Source organism: Arthrobacter sp. BC5 (genome assembly GCF_056680255.1).
On record NZ_CM155273.1, the window covers coordinates 563,740 to 577,521 of the forward strand.

Here is a 13,782-nt window from a genome sequence, read left to right on the forward strand (position 1 = left end):
TGCGGACGGTCCGGGCCGGGAGGTGGAACTCCCGGCCCGGACCGCGGGTGCGCTAGCTGGCGAGCTGGCGCAGCACGTACTGCAGGATGCCGCCGTTGCGGTAGTAGTCCGCTTCACCCGGCGTGTCGATGCGCAGGACGGCGTCGAACTCGATCGCCGCGCCGCCGTCGGCCGGGGTCGCGGTGACGTGCACGATGCGCGGCGTGCGTCCCTCGTTGAGCTCGGTGACTCCGCTGACCGCGAAGGTCTCCGTACCGGTCAGGCCCAGGGACTCGGCATTCTGGCCCGCTGGGTACTGCAGCGGCAGGACGCCCATGCCGATCAGGTTCGAGCGGTGGATGCGCTCGTAGCTCTCGGCGACGACGGCCTTGACGCCCAGCAGTGCGGTGCCCTTGGCGGCCCAGTCACGCGACGAGCCGGAGCCGTACTCCTTGCCGGCGAGGACCACCAGCGGCGTGCCCGCCGCTCGGTAGTTCTCGGCGGCGTCGTACACGGCGGCCTGCGGCGCGTCCGGCTGCGAGAAGTCCTTCGTGAACCCGCCCTCGACGCCGTCGAGCAGCTGGTTCTTGATCCGGATGTTCGCGAACGTGCCGCGGATCATGACCTCGTGGTTGCCACGGCGCGAGCCGTACGAGTTGAAGTCCTTGCGCTGCACGCCCTTCTCGGTGAGGTAGCGGCCGGCCGGGGTGTCCGACTTGAACGATCCCGCGGGCGAGATGTGGTCGGTGGTGACCGAGTCGCCGAGCTTCAGCAGCACGCGGGCTCCGTCGATGTCCTCGACCGGGCTCGCTTCGCGCTGCATCCCCTCGAAGTACGGTGGCTTCCGCACATACGTGGACTCGGGATCCCACGCGAACGTGGCGCCGTCGGGCGTGGGCAGGGACTGCCAGCGCTCGTCGCCCTCGAAGATCGTCCGGTAGCTCGACGTGAACATGTCCTCGTCGATGGAGCTGTCGATGACCTTCTGGACCTCGACCGGGTTGGGCCAGATGTCCTTGAGGAAGACGTCGTTGCCGGCTTCGTCCTGGCCGAGGGCCTCGTTGTCGAAGTCGAAGTCCATGGTCCCGGCGAGGGCGTAGGCGACCACCAGCGGCGGCGAGGCCAGGTAGTTCATCTTCACGTCCGGGTTGATGCGTCCTTCGAAGTTGCGGTTACCGGACAGGACGGCGGTGACAGCGAGGTCGTTGTCCTGGATGGCCTGCGAGATCTCGTCCTCCAGCGGACCGGAGTTGCCGATGCACGTGGCGCAGCCGTAGCCGACCGTGAAGAAGCCGAGCTTCTCCAGGTACGGGATCAGGCCCGACTTCTCGTAGTAGTCGGTGACGACCTTGGAGCCCGGAGCCACGGAGGTCTTGACCCACGGCTTGGACACGAGGCCCTTCTCGACCGCATTGCGCGCCAGCACAGCGGCGGCGAGCATGACGGACGGGTTGGACGTGTTGGTGCAGGAGGTGATCGACGCGATGCTGACGGCACCGTGGTCCAGTTCGAACTCGCGGCCGTCCTTCATGGTCACGCTGACCTTCTTGGACGGGCGCGTGGACTCGCCCCCGCCCGCCTGGACGGTCTCGCGGGGCTCGGAGTTCTCGTCCGTGACCGACGACGTCGTGCCGGGCGTGAAGCTCGGCGAATCGGAGGCGGGGAAGCTCTCCTGCGAGGACTCGTCCACGGTTCCGCCGGGCGCGAAGTCCAGGTCGGGGTCGTTCGAGTAGTTGCGCAGGTCCTCGCGGAACTGGTCCTTGGACTTGCTGAGCTCCACGCGGTCCTGCGGGCGCTTCGGTCCGGCGATCGACGGGACGACGGTCGACAGGTCCAGTTCGAGGTACTCGGAGAAGCGGATCTCGCGGGACGGATCGTGCCACAGCCCCTGCTCCTTGGCGTAGGCCTCCACGAGGGCCACGTTCTCGGCGGGCCGGCCCGTGAGGCGCAGGTAGTCGAGCGTGACGTCGTCGATGGGGAACATCGCGGCGGTGGAGCCGAACTCGGGGCTCATGTTGCCGATGGTCGCGCGGTTGGCCAGGGGCACGGAGGCGACACCCTCGCCGTAGAACTCGACGAACTTGCCGACCACGCCGTGCTTGCGCAGGATCTGCGTGATGGTCAGGACGACGTCGGTCGCCGTGGCACCGGCGGGGATGTCGCCGGTGAGCTTGAAGCCGACGACGCGCGGGATGAGCATGGAGACGGGCTGGCCGAGCATCGCGGCCTCGGCCTCGATGCCGCCGACGCCCCAGCCGAGGACACCCAGGCCGTTGACCATCGTGGTGTGCGAGTCGGTGCCGACGCAGGTGTCGGGGTAGGCGCGGAGAACGCCCTCGACCTCGCGGGTCATGACGGTGCGGGCCAGGTACTCGAGGTTGACCTGGTGCACGATGCCCATGCCCGGCGGTACGACCTTGAAGTCGTCGAATGCGGTCTGGCCCCAGCGGAGGAACTGGTAGCGCTCCCCGTTGCGCTGGTACTCGATCTCCATGTTGCGCTCGAGGGCTCCGGCGTTGCCGAAGGCGTCGATCTGCACCGAGTGGTCGATGACCATCTCGGCGGGTGCGAGGGGATTGACGCGCTTGGGGTCGCCGCCGAGGTCTGCGACAGCCTCACGCATCGTTGCGAGGTCGACGACGCACGGGACGCCCGTGAAGTCCTGCATGATGACGCGTGCAGGGGTGAACTGGATCTCGGTGCTGGGCTCGGCCGCAGCGTCCCACTGCGCGAGGGCACGGACGTGGTCCGCGGTGATGTTCGCGCCGTCTTCGGTGCGCAGCAGGTTCTCGAGCAGGACCTTGAGGCTGAACGGGAGGTTCTCGGCGCCCTCGACCGCGCTTAACCTGAAAATTTCGTATTCAGCGCCGGCGACATCGAGTACGCCCTTCGCGCCGAATGAGTCCGCGGTCGACATGACGTTGGCTCCCTTCAGAGAGATTGTGGAATAGCCCCATCCTATTCCACATCCCCGGCACTGTATACAGTCGTACACCGTGTCGCCCTACGACTCCGATCCCGGTCGGGTCGAGCTGCCGTCAGGCGTCGTGGCGCACTGCGCCTTCCGACCTAGGCGTGCCCTGCAATCCGAAGAAGAGTTCGTCCTGATCCGATGATTCGACCCGGCTGTGGTCCACCACGGGGCCGGTGCCCGCGATCTCACGGATGAGTTCGATCCCCGCGATGGCCTCTTCCTTCGAGGCGTAGAAGGTGGAGACCGCGACGAGCGTTCCATCCGGAGCGGTGAGTTTCACGCGGAAACCGTCGTCATGGGCGTCCACCAGTTTGAAGTAACCTGCCATCGTCCTACCTCCTTGTAAGGGGCATCTTCATCGATCTGTGGTGCCTTATCATAAGCATACTTATCGACCTGTTCTGCATCTCCCGCGATCCCGGGTGAAGGCGTTCTGGACAGCAGGGACACATTGCGGCAGCCGGGTGGCCCGTCGCGTAGTGTTCCCGGTGCCACCGCCGTCCCGTCCGACCGTCGTCGGAACTCCGGCGCCGACCAGAAGGAGCACCATGACCGACTCGAGCAGCGCCGGCAATCCCGGCGGCGCAGGCCTTCCCGCCGAGCATCCCCTCGGCCCGGCCGTACCCGTCCCGCCCCTGGAGAAGGAAGCCCGGCGGAGCGGGCAGGGCTCCGGGCACGACGGCGGCGCAGGGGCAGCGCCCCCGACGACCACCGGGGGATCCGGCGAGGGGGAGAACGGCCGCCCCGACGGGGACCGGCGCGAGGCCGTCCTCGACCCCTCGGCGGGATCGGCCGTCCACGAGGCGGCAAGCATCCGGGACGAGCAGGGGACCCATACGGCGGGTACCGTGCCCGCCGCCTTCAACGGTGACGGGTCACCGGAGGATCCGGACGAGGACCGGCACCCCGAGGACGCCCTGGCCGAGCCCGACGCGTGGGACGGCGGCGGGGCGAAGGACTGACATCAGCGGAATTGCGCCACCGTGCGGCGGATCGTGCCGCACGGTCAGCGACCCCGCTGCACCAGCCTCGCCACGACGGACGGTGGCGCAACGCGCGCGACTGCCGTCAAGGCCTTGTAGCGCAGGCTGGGGATGGAGACGGCCTTGCCCGCAGCGGTGTCCCGCAGTGCTTCCCGGACCACCAGCCCGGCGTCGAGCCACAGCGGCCAGGGCACGCCCGCCATGTCGACACCCATCCGCTGGTGGAACTCGGTGTGGACGAAGCCAGGACAGACCGCCGTCACCCCGATTCCTTCCGGTCCATAGGTGAGATTCGCCCAGCGGCTGAAGCTGATCACGGCCGCCTTGGCCGCGCCGTACGTCCCCCTCGGGGTGAAGCCCGCGACACTCGCGACGTTGATGATCGTTCCGGCCCGGCGGGGCCGCATCGACCGGAGGGCGGCATGCGCGAGGGACAGGGGTACCTCGACGTGGATCCGCAGGTGGCGGATCTCGTCGTCGAGCGGATTGTCGGCGAACGGTTTCACCAATCCGTAGCCGGCATTGTTCACGAGCACCGTGACCGCTGTCGGTGCTGCCCGCTCCCCTTCCCGGACTCCCGCCTCGGATGCGGGCTCGGTTCCCTTCCCGGGGCCCGTCCGAGGGGCGTCCGCCCGCAGTCGCGTGAGGACGCGCTCCAGGCCGTCGTCGTCGAGCAGGTCCGCAGTGATCGTCTCGACCTCCACGCCCCACTGCCTGCGCAGGGCGGCCGCCGATTCCCCGAGCGCATCGCCGTTCCGGGCCACCAGCACCAGGTCGCAGCCACGGGCGGCGAGCTGCCGCGCGAACTCGGCCCCGATGCCGGAGGTGGCCCCCGTGATGAGCGCAGTCCCGGTCATCGCTCCAGCCTCCCCCGCCCTGACCTGCCGCGCAAGGCCGCCTGCTGGTGATGCAACGTCGGCGCGACCCCTTGGGCTGTAGGTTCGGGACTACCGGCGAGCTGCGGGCATCGACACCCGCACGCCGGCACCCCGGCGCCCAAGCTCCGGGCGCATAGAAGCAGGCACGAGAGGAAGTTCCATGAGCGGTAACAGGGCTGTTGCGTACAAGGGACCAGGGAAGGTCGAGGTCATCGACATCGACTATCCCACCTTCGAACTCAAGGACGGACCGGGGGTGAACCCGGCCAATGTCGGCCGGCCCGTTCACCACGGGGTGATCCTCAAGACCGTCACCACCAATATCTGCGGCTCGGACCAGCACATGGTGCGTGGCCGCACCTCGGCACCAGCCGACCTCGTGCTCGGCCACGAGATCACCGGAGAGGTCGTGGAGGTGGGACGAGACGTCGAATTCATCAAGAAGGGCGACATCTGCTCCGTCCCCTTCAACATCGCGTGCGGCCGGTGCCGCAACTGCAAGGAGCGCAAGACCGGTATCTGCCTCAACGTGAACCCCGACCGGCCGGGCAGCGCCTACGGCTATGTGGACATGGGAGGCTGGGTCGGCGGCCAGGCCGAATACGTCCTGGTTCCCTACGCCGACTGGAACCTGCTGAAGTTCCCGGACCGTGACCAGGCCCTCGAGAAGATCCTCGACCTGACGATGCTCTCGGACATCTTCCCCACCGGTTTCCACGGTGCCGTGACAGCCGGGGTGGGGGTCGGCTCGACGGTCTACATCGCGGGTGCCGGCCCGGTGGGCCTCGCGGCCGCCGTCTCGGCACAGCTGCTCGGTGCCGCCGTGGTCATCGTCGGCGATCTCAACGAGGGCCGGCTGGCGCAGGCGCGGAGCTTCGGCTGCGAAACAGTGGACGTCTCCAAGGGCGATCCCCGTGACCAGATCGAGCAACTGCTCGGCGTCCCCGAGGTCGACTGCGGCGTTGACGCCGTCGGATTCGAGGCGCGCGGACACGGGAAGGGCTCCGCCACCGAGGCCCCTGCCACGGTGCTCAACTCCCTCATGGAGGTCACCGCGGCCGGCGGTGCCCTGGGCATTCCCGGGCTCTACGTCACGAGCGACCCGGGAGCGGGTGACGACGCCGCGAAGGTGGGTTCCCTGTCCATCAGCCTCGGCACCGGGTGGGCGAAGTCGCTGTCCTTCACCACGGGCCAGTGCCCGGTCATGAGGTACAACCGGGGGCTCATGATGGCGATCCTGCATGACAAGGTGTCGATCGCCAAGGCCGTCAATGCGAAACCGATCGGGCTCGAGGAGGCGCCACGCGGCTACGAGGAGTTCGACGCCGGCGCTGCGACGAAGTACGTACTCGATCCGCACGGCTACGTGGCGGCCTGATCGACGCGTCCGGCATGAAGGGGACGTCGAGGCGGTAGGAAACCCCGCTGTGACGCGGGCGTCGAGGCGGCGGCGACGCCGGTATCGACGGAGCGGCGAGGGCCCGGGCACGAGGTGTCCGGGCCTTTCCTGCGCCCGCTCGAACTGCGGGGCGCTAGTGTGCCAGAGGATCCTCACGACAGCCACTTTTTCTTCCCTCAATTTTTACCAAAGTCAAGCACCGCGCCGTACCGGTTTGGCAACGAATGAGAAATGGCCTACGGTGGGAGGTAGTTCCCCGTCCGGGGAAGCGAAGAAGCTGCCGACAATCGAGCAGCGATGTATGCCCGGCACCGCCCTCCACCGCTCGTTGCTCAACAGGTGGCTGCCGAACCATGACCTCTATACCGTCAAGGTGAGCAGCGGCGCGAAGAAGTCCGGGGACGGACCTAGTGCGGGTGGCCTTTCGGAGCATCGTAACCCCATGAATACACACAAATTCAGCACCAGCGCCCGTCGCGGACTCGCAGCAGTAGCACTCACCGGCCTCGGCCTGGGCGCAGCAGCCGGCGCAGCGAACGCGGACACGTGGGACCAGCTCGCGCAGTGCGAGAGCGGCGGGAACTGGAGCATCAACACCGGCAACGGCTACCTCGGCGGACTGCAGTTCTCGCAGTCGAGCTGGAACGCCGCCGGCGGATCGGGCTCCCCCGCCCAGGCGAGCCCCGCAGAGCAGAAGCGCGTCGCCACGAACCTCCAGCAGATGCAGGGCTGGGGCGCATGGCCCGCATGCTCGGCGAAGCTCGGCCTGAGCGGCGCACCCTCGACCAGCTCCGTGCAGGCCCAGCCCGCACCGGTCCAGGTCCAGCAGGCACCCGTCCAGGTCCAGGCACCCGTCCAGGTCCAGGCACCCGTCCAGGTCCAGGCACCCGTCCAGGTCCAGGCGCCGGTTCAGGTCCAGGCTCCCGTGCAGGTCCAGGCGCCGGTCGTTGCTCCTGTCTCCCTGAGCGGCCAGACCTACACCATCCAGTCGGGTGACACCCTCAGCTCCATCGCCGAGAAGCTCGGCGTCAACGGCGGATGGCAGGCACTCTTCGCCGCCAATGCCGACACCGTCATCCACGCCGACCTGATCTTCACCGGTCACGTCCTGCAGCTCCCGGCATAGTCCGGCAGGCCGTCGCCGCCCACGTCCGCTCCGCGGTCGCTGTCCGGCACAGGTCGCACGAAGAAGCCCCCGTCTCCTCAGGAGCCGGGGGCTTCTTCGTCTGCGGGACGGAGCATCAGCTGCAGGAGGTCGCGTCGACGTCGATCTTCAGGTTGTGCGCCACCGAGTAGTCCCGCTCCTTCGAGGAGAAGGCCACGAGGATGTTGTCGGCGCTGCCGTGCGTGGCGCCCTCCGCGAGTTCGACGGTGACGATGATGTTGACGTGGGCGTCGGGCTCGAACCGGTATCCGGCTGCAGGCACGGGAGGGCCGATGGGCTCCTGCGTGGCCGTCGGCGCAGGTGCGGGGGTGTGCGCCTCGTGGGCGCCCGCCTCGGCCCCCGGGTGGTGGTGCCCCTCGCGGTTGGCGGTCTGCACCATGGACGAGAGGATGTCCAGACCCTGGGGATCGCCCAGCGCCATCTCGCCGAACGTGAACGTCTCGAGGGTGGGGTTGTGGAGCATCACGGTGTACCGCAGGCGACTGTCGTCGGGCTGCACTCCGCAGAGCTCGGCACCATCGAGGCCAACGTTGAGGGGGTCCTCGCCCAGCGTGTTCCCCACGGGCGCCGCGTCGCCGCCGTCGTCGGCCGTCTCGGGGCCCGCGGCCCGGGCCTCCGCCCCTGCCGCCGTGTTCACACCCAACGGGTTCTCCTCGGCCGCGCCGCACCCGGCGAGCGCCAGGGAGGCGGCGAGGACGAGGGCGGGCAGGGCGCGTCGATGCCCCGGTAACAGTGCAGTTCGAAGTTCCACGATCAACCCGTCCGTATGAGCCGGCCGCCGGATTGCGAACCTCCGGCGCTGATAGCTGGGATTCGTCGCAGGAACGTACTCGGCTTGGTCCGGCCCGGGGAACACGCACCACGGGCCGGACCAGGCTCAGGCCAGGGGCTTGCCGCCGGTCACGCCCAGGATCTCCCCCGAGACGTACCGTGCGTCGTTGGAGGCCAGGAAGACGTAGGCTCCCGCCAGCTCGGCCGGCTGACCCATCCGCCCCAGCGGGGTGCCTTCCCCGAAGGATTCCAGCTTCTCGCTGGTCGTCGTCGCGGGCTGCAGTGGCGTCCAGATGGGCCCGGGCGCCACAGCGTTCACGCGGATGCCGCGTTCCCCCAGCAGTTGGGCGAGGCTGAACGTGAGGTTGTTCAGCGCCGCCTTCGTGGCCGCGTAGTCCATGAGGCTCGTCGACGGGTGGTACCCCTGCACAGAGGTGGTGTTGATGATCGAGGACCCCTCCGAGAGGTGCGGCAGGGCCGCCTGCGTGAGCCAGATGGTGCCGTACACGTTCGTCTCGAAGGTGCGCCGCAGCTGGTCCGCATCGATGTCCGGAAGCCCGTTGGGCTGCGCGATGTGGAACCCGGCGTTGTTCACGAGGATGTCGATGCCGCCGAGGCCCTCCACCACCTGCTGGACCGCGGAGGATGCATAGGCCTCGTCCCGGAGGTCGCCGGGCACCGCCAGCGCCGTGCGCCCCTCGGCCCTTATCAGCTCGAGGCAGCTGGCGCCATCCTCCTCCTCCGCCGGCAGGTAGCCGATGGCCACATCGGCACCCTCGCGGGCGAATGCGAGGGCTACGGCGCGGCCGATCCCGGAGTCGCCGCCGGTGATGAAGGCGCGGCGTCCCGTCAACCGCCCGTGCCCGGTGTAGCTGTCCTCGCCGTGGTCCGGGCGCGGATCCATGCGCTCGGTGAAGCCTGGATACTCCTGCAGTTCCGGGGACGCGTCCACTGCGGGGCCTCGCGGGTCCTCCTGGTCGAGCGTGCCTGACGGATCGTTGCCCATGGTGCTCCTGACGATGGTGGCCGGGGTGAACACTAAGCCTACTGTCATTGTGTTTGTCGCGTTAGTCCTCTAGTAATGGACGTATGACAGTGATCCTGAGGTCCCTCGAAACAGCCGTACCCAGCACGATCATGGTGCAGCCCCAGGTCCGCGACGTCTTCGCAGCCCAGCCGGGCCTCACGAGGCTCGGACAGCGACTGGTCGGGGCGGCCTTCGATTCCTCCGGGATCGAGACCCGCTATACGGTCCTCGAGGAACTGACGCTGGACCGCTCGTTCGACGATCCCCTCTTCTTCGACCAGAAGGAACTGAGGATCCTGTCCCCGAGCACCAAGGCCCGCAACGAGGTCTACGCGGAGGCGGGGACCAAGCTCTTCGTCGAGGCCGCGCGCAAGGCGCTGGATGCGGCGCCAGGCATCGAGGCGTCGGACATCACGCACGTCGTCACGGCCTCGTGCACCGGGTTCTTCGCGCCGGGCCCCGACTACAAGGTGGTGCGCGCCCTGGACCTCGATCCCTCCGTGCAGCGCTACCACCTCGGCTTCATGGGCTGCTACGCGGCCTTCCCGGCCCTCCGGTCGGCCAAGGCGTTCTGCGACGCGGATCCGGACGCCGTCGTCCTGGTGATCGCCGCCGAACTGTGCTCGCTCCACGTGCGCTCCTCGAACAATCCCGACACCATCGTGGGGTCGTCGCTGTTCGCCGACGGCGCCGCGGCCGCCATCGTCTCCGCCCGGGACATCCCCCTGGACGGTCCTGCCCTCAGCCTCGATCATTTCGAGACGGTCCTCACGCCGGTCGGCGAGGAAGCCATGGCCTGGAACATCGGCGACGAGGGCTTCGAGATGGTTCTCGGCACGTACGTACCCCACATCATCGACGACCACATCGTCGGCGCGCTCGAACCGCTGCTCGCGCGTGACGCATCCCTGGAGGGACTGGATTACTCCGAGATCGAGCACTGGGCCATCCATCCGGGCGGCCGGAGCATTTTGGACAAGGTCGAGGCCAAGCTCGGGCTGACGGAGGAACAGCTCGTGCCGGCGCGCGAGACCCTGCGCGACTACGGCAACATGAGCAGCGCCACCGTCCTGTTCGTGCTCAAGCACATCCTGGACCAGCCGGCGTCCGAGGGGAACAACCGCATCTGCTCCATGGCCTTCGGTCCCGGGCTCACGGTGGAGACCGCGCTCCTGACCAGGATCGGCGCCTCCGCCGCGCCCGGCGCGGCCTCGGCCTCGGACACGGATGCGCCCCTCGAGAATGCCCGCGAGGTCGGCGTCCCCGCGGACCTCGAGCCCATCCTCACCAAAGCGGGCGCATGAGCAGACGAGGGTTCCTCGCACAGCGGGACCTGGACGCCATCGAGGAGATGGACCGGCCCGACTGCGACCCCGGGAAGCTCGAGCGCACCTACGCCCAGTTCGGCGTCGTCAACGCCGTCGTCTCGGGCTGGCGCCGCACCTACACCTCCCTCCTCCGGCCGGCCTTCTCGCCGGACCGCACCAACACCCTCCTGGACATCGGGTCGGGCGGAGGTGACGTGCCCCGCGTGCTCGTGCGCTGGGCACGCCTCGACGGCTTCCCGCTGGAGGTGACGGCCATCGACCCCGACGAGCGGGCGCATGCCTTCGCGACGTCGCGCCCACCGCTGCCGGGACTGTCCTTCCGCCGTGCCCTGAGCTCGGAACTCGTCGCGGAAGGTGCCGTGTTCGACGCCGTGGTCTCCAACCATGTCCTGCATCACCTCGACCGGAACGAGTTCACCGGCCTCCTCGACGATTCCGAGCGGCTCGCCGCGCGCGTCGCGGTCCACAGCGACATCGCCCGCCACCCGCTCGGCTACACCCTGTTCTCGGCCGGCACCCTGCCGCTTCCCGGCTCCTACATCCGCCAGGACGGGCTGACCTCCATCCGCCGCAGCTACACGCCGGACGAGCTGCGGACGGCGGTCTCCGGGCGGCAGGGCTGGCGGGTGCGCACAGCGATGCCCTTCATCAACCAGCTCGTGCTGGATCGCCGGGCCCGCCCGGAGGACGGCAGCCGTGCATGACGTGATCGTCGTCGGGGGCGGGCCGGTAGGCCTCTACACGGCGCTGCTCCTGCGCCAGGCGGGGCTCGACGCCGTCGTGCTGGAACGCCGCACGGAGCGCAGCACGCACTCGCGGGCGATCGGCATCCACCCCCCTGCGCTGCGCGCTCTGGAGGCCGGTGGCATAGCATCCGAGCTGCGCACCCGTGGGGTACGGATCCGGGAAGGCAGAGCCCGCAGTGCCGGGCGGCACGTGGGCACCGTGTCCTTCGCGAGGCTTCCCGGCGCCGAGAAGTACGTCCTCGCCGTACCGCAGGCCACCACCGAGGAAGTGCTCGAGCGCCGCCTCGGGGAGGAATTCCCCGGTACCCTGCGGCGCGGTGTCGCGGTCACCACGACGCGCGACACCGGCAGCCGGGTCCTGGTTGGAACGAGGAGCCCGGACGGGGACGCCGTCGTCGAGGCGAGGCTCCTGGTCGCGGCCGACGGCGCCCGGAGTTCGGTGCGGGACGACGCCGGCATCCGCGCCCCCTCGCGCCGCTATCCGGACTGCTACGTGATGGGCGACTTCCACGACACCACCGACGACGGCGACGACGCCGTCCTCTACCTCGAAGCCGGCGGCATCGTCGAGTCCTTCCCCCTTCCCGGGGGCATCCGCCGCTGGGTCGTCCGGGTCGGGTGCCCGCAGGAACGCCCGACCGCGGAGGGCCTCACGCGGCTCATCCGCGAACGCACCGGGGTCGACGTCGATCCCCGCACCAGTTCGATGCTGAGCGCCTTCGAGGTCCAGTCCCGTCTCGCGCAACGCTTCGTCGCCGGCCGCACCGTGCTGGTCGGCGACGCCGCGCACGAGGTCTCCCCCATCGGCGGGCAGGGCATGAATCTGGGCTGGCTGGACGCCGAGCGGCTGGTCCCGATCATCGCGGCCTCGGTCCGGGACGGGCAGGACGTCGCCGCGCGGCTCGCACTGTATGAAAAGGAACGCCGCTCGCAGGCGGCCCTGGCCCGACGCAAGGCCCACATCAACATGGCGCTGGGGCGCCCGCTGCCGGCACCTCTCCTGCGCCCGCGCAACGCGGTGCTCGCGGCGCTCATCCGGAACGAGGCCGTCCATGGCGGAGTAGCACGCGCCTTCACCATGCAGTAGAAGCCGTTAACGGCAGAACCCCGCAGCGGCCGCCGTCGACACAGGATGGCGTCGGCGGGGGCACTGCGGGGTCTGTACGGCCCGGAGCGGGAAAGGCTACTTCTTGAGCAGGCCCTTCTTGACGTTCTCGGGACGCTGCATCTCGCCCTGCTTCGCACCCATCACCACGACGATGCCGCTGATGACCGGCAGGAGCCACTGGGTGGTCTTGAGCTGCGACTGGGCCTTGGCCAGTTCGTCGCTGGCTCCCGGACGGGGCTCGGTCGCGCCCTCGCCGCCCTGCTCCGCGAGCTCGCCGACCTTCTTGCCGAGCATGCCCGAGTACAGCGAGAGCGCCATGCCGAGGACGGTGACGAGCGACTTCCACACGGTGTTGGAGCCGACCGAATCCTGGGCCGCGACGCGGCCCTTGTTACCGAGGATCAGGCCGATGCCGCCGACGGCGTGGACAGCGAACGCCGCGATCTGGACGGGGGTCCACTTGGCCCAGCCGAGAGCGGACAGACGCGTGCGCTCCTTCGGGTCCTTGGCCTTGCCGGTTGCGCCATTGAGACCGACGGCGCCCATCAAGGTGCCGCCGAACCAGGCTGCGGCGCCGAGATCGTGGGCGGATCGTGCCAAAAGGTTTCCTGCCATGATGTAGAGCTCCTTAGACGTTGGTTCGACCTACCCTCTACGTTTATCAGTGTGCTTAGGATTAAGCTATTGCAAGTCTCGGAATCCGGTCAGGTGTGATCCTGCGGATGGAACTGCTATGGAAGGCCGGCAACGCATGGCGCAGAACTCGAACGATCTCGACGAGATATGGCCCCAGTGGAAGGAAGCCGTCAACATGAGCGCTTCCCAGCTCGAGGAATGGCTCGACACGGAGGAGTCGCAGTCCGTCGGCCAGAAGGAGTCCGGCTCCGGCGAGTCCGTCGGCCACAGGTCCGGCAAGCGGATCATCGAGATCCTGGGCACGAAGCGCGACGACCTGGAGGACGACGACGTCAAGCACATGCACAAGGTGGTGGGGTATGTGCACCGCCACCTTGCCCAGCAACCGTCCAAGGAGGACATCGAGTCCTCGAAGTGGCGCTACTCGCTCATGAACTGGGGCCACGACCCCCTCAAGTAGCGGCCGGGCCAAGGAGGGCGAAGGGCCCCCGTCCACGGGGGCGCCCTTCGCCGTAGGTCCTACCTACTTCTTCGAGAGCGCGCTTTCCTTGTGCGCGGCCTTCTTGCCCGACTTCGCACTCTCGACCGTGTAGTAGGGCTCGTCCTTCGACGCGTTGAACTTCTGGTCGTCGAAGGTGAACTCCTTGTCGTGCTTCTCCACGACCTTGCCCTCGGTCGTGCCCTGCGACGTGTTCCAGGTGACCTTGTCGCCCTTGCTGAATGACATTGCGTTCCTTCCTCGAAGCGGTGATGCTTCCGACACTCTCACCCCCGCGGGGAGAAAGGAA

At 68.6% G+C, this 13,782-nt stretch carries 14 protein-coding genes; 7 read left to right on the top strand and 7 right to left on the bottom strand.

Annotated elements, in window-relative coordinates:
- Nucleotides 1-52: 52 nt before the first annotated feature.
- Nucleotides 53-2,896 carry an aconitate hydratase AcnA gene (acnA, locus tag AC1MFI_RS02415; RefSeq protein ID WP_479819398.1) on the bottom strand — a complete coding sequence of 948 codons (2,844 nt, stop codon included), beginning with the start codon at nt 2,894-2,896 and terminating at the stop codon, nt 53-55.
- A gap of 121 nt (nt 2,897-3,017) precedes the next feature.
- Nucleotides 3,018-3,281, bottom strand: a complete 264-nt coding sequence (locus AC1MFI_RS02420) for a YegP family protein (RefSeq protein WP_479819399.1) — start codon at nt 3,279-3,281, stop codon at nt 3,018-3,020.
- A gap of 220 nt (nt 3,282-3,501) precedes the next feature.
- Between AC1MFI_RS02420 and AC1MFI_RS02425 the strand changes: the two genes are divergently transcribed.
- Nucleotides 3,502-3,915 carry a hypothetical protein gene (locus AC1MFI_RS02425; RefSeq protein WP_479819401.1) on the top strand — a complete coding sequence of 138 codons (414 nt, stop codon included), beginning with the start codon at nt 3,502-3,504 and terminating at the stop codon, nt 3,913-3,915.
- 44 nt (nt 3,916-3,959) lie between these two features.
- On the opposite strand, the gene AC1MFI_RS02430 is transcribed toward AC1MFI_RS02425, so the two are convergent.
- The gene (locus AC1MFI_RS02430; RefSeq protein ID WP_479819403.1) at nt 3,960-4,793 is read right to left on the bottom strand and encodes an SDR family NAD(P)-dependent oxidoreductase; all 834 of its coding nucleotides are present in this window, start codon (nt 4,791-4,793) and stop codon (nt 3,960-3,962) included.
- A 181-nt stretch (nt 4,794-4,974) separates the two neighbouring features.
- On the opposite strand from AC1MFI_RS02430, the gene fdhA reads away from it, so the two are divergent.
- Together fdhA and AC1MFI_RS02440 are read left to right on the top strand one after the other, a co-directional pair.
- Nucleotides 4,975-6,192 carry a formaldehyde dehydrogenase, glutathione-independent gene (fdhA, locus tag AC1MFI_RS02435; RefSeq protein WP_479819405.1) on the top strand — a complete coding sequence of 406 codons (1,218 nt, stop codon included), beginning with the start codon at nt 4,975-4,977 and terminating at the stop codon, nt 6,190-6,192.
- 463 nt (nt 6,193-6,655) lie between these two features.
- Nucleotides 6,656-7,339 (top strand): transglycosylase family protein, encoded by a 684-nt coding sequence (locus tag AC1MFI_RS02440; protein WP_479819407.1) that lies wholly within the window; start codon nt 6,656-6,658, stop codon nt 7,337-7,339.
- A gap of 115 nt (nt 7,340-7,454) precedes the next feature.
- Here the strand turns inward: AC1MFI_RS02440 and AC1MFI_RS02445 are convergent, their stop codons facing one another.
- Nucleotides 7,455-8,129, bottom strand: a complete 675-nt coding sequence (locus tag AC1MFI_RS02445; RefSeq protein WP_479819408.1) for a hypothetical protein — start codon at nt 8,127-8,129, stop codon at nt 7,455-7,457.
- A 126-nt stretch (nt 8,130-8,255) separates the two neighbouring features.
- Entirely contained in the window at nt 8,256-9,203 is a 948-nt protein-coding gene (locus AC1MFI_RS02450) for an SDR family oxidoreductase (protein WP_479819410.1), read from the bottom strand.
- A gap of 35 nt (nt 9,204-9,238) precedes the next feature.
- On the opposite strand from AC1MFI_RS02450, the gene AC1MFI_RS02455 reads away from it, so the two are divergent.
- The 3 genes from AC1MFI_RS02455 to AC1MFI_RS02465 are packed head-to-tail and all read left to right on the top strand — an operon-like array spanning nt 9,239 to nt 12,337.
- A complete protein-coding gene (locus AC1MFI_RS02455) occupies nt 9,239-10,480 on the top strand; it encodes a type III polyketide synthase (RefSeq protein ID WP_479819412.1) in 1,242 nt (413 codons plus the stop codon).
- Entirely contained in the window at nt 10,477-11,208 is a 732-nt protein-coding gene (locus AC1MFI_RS02460; RefSeq protein WP_479819413.1) for a class I SAM-dependent methyltransferase, read from the top strand. Before AC1MFI_RS02455 ends, AC1MFI_RS02460 begins: the two co-directional genes overlap by 4 nt.
- The gene (locus tag AC1MFI_RS02465) at nt 11,201-12,337 is read left to right on the top strand and encodes an FAD-dependent oxidoreductase (protein ID WP_479819415.1); all 1,137 of its coding nucleotides are present in this window, start codon (nt 11,201-11,203) and stop codon (nt 12,335-12,337) included. The genes AC1MFI_RS02460 and AC1MFI_RS02465 overlap by 8 nt, the downstream gene beginning before the upstream one ends.
- A 96-nt stretch (nt 12,338-12,433) precedes the next feature.
- Here the strand turns inward: AC1MFI_RS02465 and AC1MFI_RS02470 are convergent, their stop codons facing one another.
- Complete coding sequence (locus tag AC1MFI_RS02470; RefSeq protein WP_479819417.1) at nt 12,434-12,973, bottom strand: hypothetical protein; 540 nt, start codon at nt 12,971-12,973, stop codon at nt 12,434-12,436.
- 136 nt (nt 12,974-13,109) lie between these two features.
- Here AC1MFI_RS02470 and AC1MFI_RS02475 point away from each other — a divergent pair, with 136 nt between their 5' ends.
- Nucleotides 13,110-13,454, top strand: coding sequence for a DUF3140 domain-containing protein (locus AC1MFI_RS02475; RefSeq protein WP_479819419.1), 345 nt, complete (start codon nt 13,110-13,112; stop codon nt 13,452-13,454).
- Between the two features lie 63 nt (nt 13,455-13,517).
- On the opposite strand, the gene AC1MFI_RS02480 is transcribed toward AC1MFI_RS02475, so the two are convergent.
- Nucleotides 13,518-13,721, bottom strand: a complete 204-nt coding sequence (locus tag AC1MFI_RS02480; RefSeq protein WP_479819420.1) for a hypervirulence associated TUDOR domain-containing protein — start codon at nt 13,719-13,721, stop codon at nt 13,518-13,520.
- Between the last annotated feature and the right edge of the window lie 61 nt (nt 13,722-13,782).